At 58.1% G+C, this 7,580-nt stretch carries 5 protein-coding genes; all 5 read left to right on the top strand.

Annotation, left to right across the window (positions count from 1 at the left end; genetic code table 11):
- The coding region (locus ABJK70_RS17270) for a Wadjet anti-phage system protein JetD domain-containing protein (protein ID WP_347258579.1) at positions 1-1,100 on the top strand (1,100 nt) is incomplete at its 5' end.
- Between the two features lie 690 nt (positions 1,101-1,790).
- The gene (locus tag ABJK70_RS17265; RefSeq protein ID WP_347258578.1) at positions 1,791-4,274 is read left to right on the top strand and encodes an N-6 DNA methylase; all 2,484 of its coding nucleotides are present in this window, start codon (positions 1,791-1,793) and stop codon (positions 4,272-4,274) included.
- Complete coding sequence (locus ABJK70_RS17260) at positions 4,271-5,623, top strand: hypothetical protein (protein ID WP_347258577.1); 1,353 nt, start codon at positions 4,271-4,273, stop codon at positions 5,621-5,623. Before ABJK70_RS17265 ends, ABJK70_RS17260 begins: the two co-directional genes overlap by 4 nt.
- Before the next feature lie 44 nt (positions 5,624-5,667).
- Entirely contained in the window at positions 5,668-6,732 is a 1,065-nt protein-coding gene (locus ABJK70_RS17255; RefSeq protein ID WP_347258576.1) for a virulence RhuM family protein, read from the top strand.
- 181 nt (positions 6,733-6,913) lie between these two features.
- On the top strand, positions 6,914-7,580 hold a 667-nt coding region (locus ABJK70_RS17250), incomplete at its 3' end, for an acetylxylan esterase (RefSeq protein WP_347258575.1).

Raw genomic sequence — 7,580 nt, 5'->3', positions numbered from 1 at the left:
CCGTGTTCCCCCGGCGACTGACGCTCAAGGGACCTTCGTCCTCCGAACTCGCGGACCGGTTCGAACAGGTGCGGACGTGGATTGCGGACCTCAGGCAAGGCGCGCACTACCGGGTCGTGATGCGCGAGGTGCGGCACCGCGTTCTCGGCGCGAACCGGATTCCCGACGAAATCTGGATCGACACGCTCGACGACGCGCTGGCCCTGATCGGAAAACGCCGCGACGCCGAGCGCTTCGCCGAGCTGGCGGCGATCACCCGCAACCGCCAGTCTTCGGCGCTCCCCTGGCTGGCCAAGCATCCCTTGAAAGCCCTGGAACTGGCCAATCACTGGCCGTTGCTCCTGGATGTCGTCGACTGGTTGCAGACCCACCAGCGTCCGAGCGTCTATCTCAGGCAAATCGACATTCCGGGCGTCCATACCAAGTTCATCGAAACCCATCGCTCGGTGCTGTCGGAACTCTTGGACCTCGCCCTGCCGCCCGACGCGATCGATGCCGACGCCGTCGGCCTCGGCCAGTTCTGCCGCCGCTACGGATTCCGCGACAAGCCGGTCCGAATTCGATTCCGCATCCTCGATCCCGAACTGGCACTGCTGCCCGGCACCACCGACCAGGACATCACCCTGGACCACGACACTTTCGCCCTGCTCGATCCGAAAGTCGCCCGCGTATTCGTCACCGAAAACGAAATCAACTTCCTCGCCTTCCCGAACCTGCCCCGCAGCATGGTCGTATTCGGCGCCGGGTACGGATTCGACAGCCTGGCCAAAGCCGCCTGGCTGCACCGCTGCGCCGTCCACTACTGGGGCGACATCGACACCCACGGCTTCGCCATCCTGGACCAACTGCGGACCTATCTTCCCCATGCCGAATCCTTCCTGATGGACCGCGAAACCCTGATGGCCCACCCGTCCCAATGGGTGACCGAACCCCAGCCGGTCCGCCGCGATCTTCCCCGCCTCACCCGTGAGGAACAGGCGCTTTACGACGACCTCCGCGACAACCGCATCCGTCCTTCCCTCCGTCTCGAACAGGAACGGATCGGCTTCGGCTGGATCGAGGCGGCGCTGGATAGGCTGCGGTTCGGGCGTGACGGCTGAACTTGTGGTTTGCGTCGCGGCGGTATCGATAGCTGCATTTTGGAACAGATAAGCTGTTTGGGATTGACGAAGTGGATGCCCGGCGCGGCTCGCCATCGTCCGCCACCGCATCAGAAATATTCGAATTTCGCGAGAATTTTCGTTTTTGTTTGTTTATTGCAATCTATACATGACAATAATTAACCTAATCCGCCAGTTGGAATTAACCTGACAGGCCGAAAATCCTCTTCTCCATCGCTTCTCCCAAGGAGAAGATCGCAGCCCAAGCGACTTTTGCCATTTTGAAGGTTTGCGACCAAAGCAAGCGTTTTGTAATTGGAAAAGGGGTTTATAAGCCTTCTCCCTTTGGGACAATGCTGTTAAAGCCTATTCCGTCATTTCGGCAGGAATTGCCGAAATCCAGAAGTAAAGGAAGGGATCGGCCCGGATCCTAATCCCTGTACTCTGGATGCCGGCATTCCCTGGCAGAGTATGACGACTTAAATCAATAACATTGCCCTTTGAAAGAAGGATTGGACTGAAGCCAAGGCCGCGAAGTCGATCTGATGGCCGAGATCGGCACGCAATCGATCTCCTTCGAAGTGAAATACCGCTGCAAGCACACCGGCGCCCTTGCTGTACTGTCGGATGGAAAAGTCGGAATTGGACAGTACCGAAAAAATATAAGACTGAAATCAAGAGACCATCTGCATGGCAAAGATTAAAAAACCTGCCCATCAGCCCGCCACCCAATTTCCTGCATCTGCCGACACCTTGCACCAGGAAGGCAATTGGCTCTGGATTCCCCTGCGTCGGGAATGGCGCGAAATCACCGTCAAACCAGAGGAGATCGTCCGCCAGCGCTTCATTCGTACTCTGGTCGACCACTACGGTTATAGCCTCGACCAGATGGATCAGGAACGTCGAACTCAGCACGGCCATAAGAGTCCACGGGCCGACATCGTGATCTGGCAATCGGCGGCTGATAAGGCAGTCAACCGCACACCGGTCTTGGTAGTGGAGTGTAAGACGGAAACGATCGAGATCCAGGAACGCGACTACTACCAGGGCGAGTCCTACACACGAGCTACGGGTTGTGAATTCTTCATAGCCCATAATGTTCGGCATACTGCCGTATTCAAACTGGTACCCGGTCTGCCCGGTGAATTCGTCCCCATCAACGAAATCCCGAAAGCGAGCGACTGGGGCGACGCCCGGCGCATCGAAGAGATCAAGAGCCGCTTACGCGCTTTCAACCGTAAGGAATTCCAGGACCTGCTTTTCGTCTGTCACAGCATACTACGGGACGTGCATAAGATGGACCCTGGCCGCGCCTTCGACACCATCTCCAAGATTCTCTTCATCAAGATGTACGTCGAGCGCTCTGGCTTACACGGCACATTCACCACCGAATACCTCGACCGGCGTGCTGCCTCGCGCATGCCAAACGATCCGCTAGTCCACGATGGCCTGTTCGAATTGACCAAGGACTACTACAAGGCCGACGACCTGTTCACGGTCGCCGACAAGCTCGACATCTCGGAAGAAACGTTCCGCCGCATCGTTAAACAATTGGAACGCTTCGATCTCTCCAAGACCGGCGACGACATCAAGGGTCTGGCTTTCGAGCGCTTTCTCGGCACCACCTTCCGGGGCGAGTTGGGGCAATTCTTCACGCCGCGTCCGGTGGTGGAGTTCATGGTCGATATGCTCAATCCCCAAGAGGGACAACTAATTTGCGACCCCGCCGCGGGCTCAGGCGGTTTTCTTATCCGGGCCTTCGAACACGTCCGTGCACAGATCGTCGCCGACATCCAGCGGCAAAAGGACGAAGAGCGCGCACGCATCGAAGCGCTCGGTTTATCCGAAGACGAAGAGCATCGGAAAATCGAACAGGCTTTTGCCCTCTTTAACAGAGAGCTGCTGCCAAGCGGCGAAGACAATCAGCCCATAGACACCCGCGTGGGCCGGCTCGCTTGGCAGTGCATCTACGGCACTGACGCGGAGCCACGCGCTGCCCGCACCGCCAAGATGAACATGATCATGCATGGAGACGGGCACGGCGGCATCCATTATCACGACGGCTTGCTCGACATTAACGGCATCTTCAACGGCCGCTTCGACCTGGTGCTGACCAATCCGCCGTTCGGCTCCAATGTCGGGTCGGACCAAAAAGTGGGCGCCAGCGACGAAACGCGCGTACCGACTGACCTTGAGTACCTGTACCGCTGCAAAGCACGTTACGGTGAAACATGGGAAGAAAGTCACCAACGCTTGTTGCAGGCTGCCACCGAAAAAACGCCCATCCTTGATCTGTTCGAAATCGGCAAGGGCAAGAACAACCGCCCCACGGAGCTGATCTTTGTCGAGCGTTGCCTGAACCTGCTCAAACCCGGCGGCCGCATGGGCATTGTTCTGCCCGACGGCAATCTCAACAATCCCTCGCTCGCTTGGCTGCGACGCTGGGCCGAAGGCCGCGCCAAGCTGCTTGCCGTGGTGAGCCTGCCGGAAGAAACCTTCCGCTCGTCGAACGCCACGGTCAAAGCCTCACTGGTCTTCTTGCGCAAATTCACAGAGGCGGACGCGCTGGCTTGGGAGGCGGCTTGGACGCAAGCTCATAGCGAGCTGGATGCCTCGTTCGATAGGCAACGCGACACCCTGAACGCCGACTATGCCCCGCGCATCATCAGCGGCGAAGACCCTGAAGCGGTAAGCCTGCTGGCAAAACTAGCGGCGCTCGGAATTAACCGCAACCTTCCCACGTGGCGACGAGGCGAGCCGCCCGCTTATCCCAGGACCATCGGCCCCACGGTGCAGGGCAAACCCGTCTGGCAAGGCGAGGCCGACAAAGCGCACAGGAAGGCCGCTGCTGAACTCAAGCGCCGAGCGCAAGCTGCCTTGAGCAGAGTACAAAAACAAAGCGACGCGCTGCTGTCCGAGTTGAAGATCAAGTACCGCACCGTGGATGAAGCCCACAACGCTGCCCTATGGGCGCGGGTTCGCGAGCTGTTCGACTACGCGGTTTTCGTCGCCGCACCCAAAGCGGTGGGCATCACCTCGACCGGCGAAACCGGAGAAGGCGTGCCCAACGAACTGCCGCAATTGCTTGAGGCTTTTTGCAACTTCGAGACATGGTTGGCTCAAGGTGCCGCGCAGGAGGAAATACCAAATTTTCCGGTACCCTCCGCTGCGTGATCCGGTGGTGGAGGGAGATTGAACGCTGGATCGAAGACGAAGAAGGCAATCATCAAAGTGCCTTTCCCGAATATTCCCTTAGCGACTTCATCATGCGCAATGTCGCTCCAGTGGACCGTACAACTGTTCCGCTCGATGAATTGAACATTATTGCCAAAATCACGTTCGGCGGTGATCTTCATATTCGAACTGATGAGGAAAAGCGAGGTTACAAGGGGCCGCTTTTCTATGCGCACTCCGGCGATCTGGTGATATCAAAAATTCGCGTTGCCCAGGGTTCGCTCTGCATCGTACCTGATGAACTCGGACACCTTGCCGTCAGCGCCGAATACCCGGTGTATTCGATCAACCATGAGCGGGTATCTGGTGACTTTATTCGGCTGGTTATTCGCTCTACCGCTTTCAAACAACGGCTATCGCGCCTACGCTCGGGCAATACGACTAAAGCGCGGATTCGCCCCGCTCAGTTCGAAGCCCTTAAGATCCCGTTGCCGTCACTGGATGCGCAGCGGGCCTTGGTCACTACTTATATAGATGCACTCGCCCGTGCTGCCAAGCTACATCAGGAAGCACAGACCATTGAGCAGGCGGGCTTGCGGGCTTTCGAAGAAGCCCTGGGTGTCGCTCCGCCGCCACCTCTGCCAGAGTTGCCGGTGTTTATTGCGCGGTTCAAGGACGTTGAACGATGGAGTCACGAAGGCATCTTGCGCGCTATCGCTCAACCCCAAACGGCCTCAGCAATGTGGCCGATGATTCCGTTAGGTTCCGTTGGCAAAGTGACCTATGGCATTCAAAAGTGTCCCGCGAATCGACCTAGTACACACGCTCGACCTTACCTTCGAGTGGCGAACGTGCAGCGAGGTATCTTGGATCTTCGTGAGATCAAGTACATAAATGTACCCGATGAGGAGATGCCTAAGTTTCGGCTAGAGGAGGGTGACATTCTCCTCTGCGAGGGTAATAGCGCTGATCTTGTAGGACGCGGAGCTATTTGGCGTGGAGAGATCGAAGACTGCGTTCATCAAAACCATGTGCTGCGGGTCAGGCTCGACCAGAAAAAGCTACTTCCCGAGTTTGTGATGGCCGTGATCAACAGCGAGTACGGCCAAGCTTATTTTCGCTCCAAGGCCAAGCGGACAACGAATCTTGCATCGATCAACAGCAGGGAGGTTGCTAGCCTTCCTGTTCCCCTTCTACCAACAAACCATCAACAGGATCTGCTGCAGGCGCTACAGCAAAGCGCGTCAGCAGCTGAAACCAAACGCGCCCAAGCCCAAACTCTTCGAGCGACCGCCTGGGCTAACTTCGAATCCGCGCTGTTTACTGCGAATCCGCAATGGCGTGAATGATGAAAGCTCTTTCGCAGCGATCCTGAACTCGCGAGATTGATGTTATGACTCAGCCAGAAAAAACCGTCGGCGAATTCCTCCTCTACGAAACCGAAGACGGGCGTACCCGCGTCGAATGCCGCTTCGCCGACGACACGTTATGGCTGACTCAAGCTCTGATGGCGGAGTTGTTTCAGAAGGATGTTCGTACGATCAATGAACACCTGCAGAACATCTACGAGGAACAGGAGCTTGACCCGGAGGCAACTATCCGGAAATTCCGGATAGTTCGCCAGGAAGGCAACCGCAAGGTCAGCCGCAACATCGATCATTACAACCTCGACGCCATTCTCGCCGTAGGCTACCGAGTACGCTCGGTGCGCGGCACGCAGTTCCGCCGCTGGGCCACGGAGCGGCTGCGGGAGTATCTCGTGAAGGGCTTCACGCTGGATGATGAGCGGCTGAAGAATCCACCCGTAGCGGGCTCCGGCGTGCCGGATTATTTCGACGAACTGCTCGAACGCATCCGCGACATCCGGTCCAGCGAGCGGCGCATGTATCTGCGGGTGCGCGAGATTTTCTCGATGGCGGCGGATTACTCCCCCTCGTTGGCGGAAACGACGCGGTTTTTCCGGGTCATTCAGAACAAGCTGCACTTCGCCGCCACCGGCAAAACGGCTGGGGAGATCATCCGCGAGCGTGCCGATGCGACCAAACCGAACATGGGGCTGACCTCGTGGAAATCCGGCTCAGTGCAGAAGGCAGACGTCACCATTGCCAAGAATTACCTGCGGGAGCATGAAATCAGCGAGCTGAACCGTATTGTCGTGATGTGGCTGGACTTCGCAGAGGATCAAGCCAAGCGGCGAAAACAAATCTTCCTGAAAGACTGGGAGGAGAAGCTCGATGCCTTTCTCAAATTCAACGACCGTAACGTGCTACTGAATTCGGGCAGCATCTCAAAGAAGCAGGCCGATGCGCACGCAGAAAGCGAATACGGCCGCTTCGCCGCCGAGCGCAGAGTACTACTGGAGGCCGAGGGCGAGGAGCACAATATCAAGATGCTGGAAGCGGCGGCCAAAGCCCTGCCGTCGCTCAAGCGAAGAAAGAAGCCTGGCGATAAGTCATAGCGATTTGACAGCTCGTACCATGGTCCGTCCGCTCCGTGGGGTTATATTACCGACCCGTGTGCAGGAAGCCGGTTTGGAACCCACGTTCTCGCCCAGCGAAGCTTGGCTCCTGGCCCGCTCGTTCGCTTCGCCCATGGGGCTCGTCTGGACGATTCGGCATTAGAGTCATTCGAGACAAATCATGATCTCCGCCAACCCCCCTTTCGACCCCGCCTACGGCTACACCCTGGAGTCGCTGCTTCGGGTCGGCTGCCCGGAGGAACCCGGCGATTTCGCCGAGTTCTGGGAAACCCGTTACCGGCGCGCGCTGAGCGTTTACCCGAACCCCGAGCTGTCTCGCGGCAAAGACGTTCATCCGGACTTCGATGTTTACGATGTCCGTTATCGATCGACGGACGATTATATGATCGGCGGCTGGCTGTTGAGTCCCAAACACGGACCGATTCGGCGGGGGCTGGTGGTGGGGCACGGTTACGGCGGCCGGGAGGGTCCGGATTTCGATCTTCCGGTCGGCGAAGCGGCGGTGTTGTTTCCCTGCTTCCGCGGGCTTTCCTTGAGCCGCGACCCGCGCCTGCCGGACAACCCCGCCCGTCATGTCCTGCACAGCATCGACCGGCGCGATCGTTACATCCTGGGCGGCTGCGTCGAGGATTTGTGGCTGGCGGTCTCGGCGCTGCTGAGCGTCTTTCCGCAAGTCGAGGGGCATATCGGCTACTCGGGTATCAGCTTCGGCGGCGGCATCGGCGCTTTGGCCCTGCCTTGGGAGCCGCGCATTCGCATCGCCCATCTGAACGTTCCGACCTTCGGACATTATCCGTTGCGTCTCGCCCTGCCGACCCTGGGGAGCG

The sequence above is a fragment of the Methylocaldum sp. genome (assembly GCF_039794385.1).
GTDB lineage: Bacteria > Pseudomonadota > Gammaproteobacteria > Methylococcales > Methylococcaceae > Methylocaldum.
Note: the sequence above shows the minus strand (reverse complement) of the source record. Positions and strands in the feature narration are given on the sequence as shown.

Bases quoted from the DNA above. Each gene is read 5' to 3' on its own strand.
- ABJK70_RS17255 (WP_347258576.1), top strand. From the start codon at position 5,668: ATGACTCAGCCAGAAAAAACCGTCGGCGAATTCCTCCTCTACGAAACC.
- ABJK70_RS17265 (WP_347258578.1), top strand. From the start codon at position 1,791: ATGGCAAAGATTAAAAAACCTGCCCATCAGCCCGCCACCCAATTTCCT.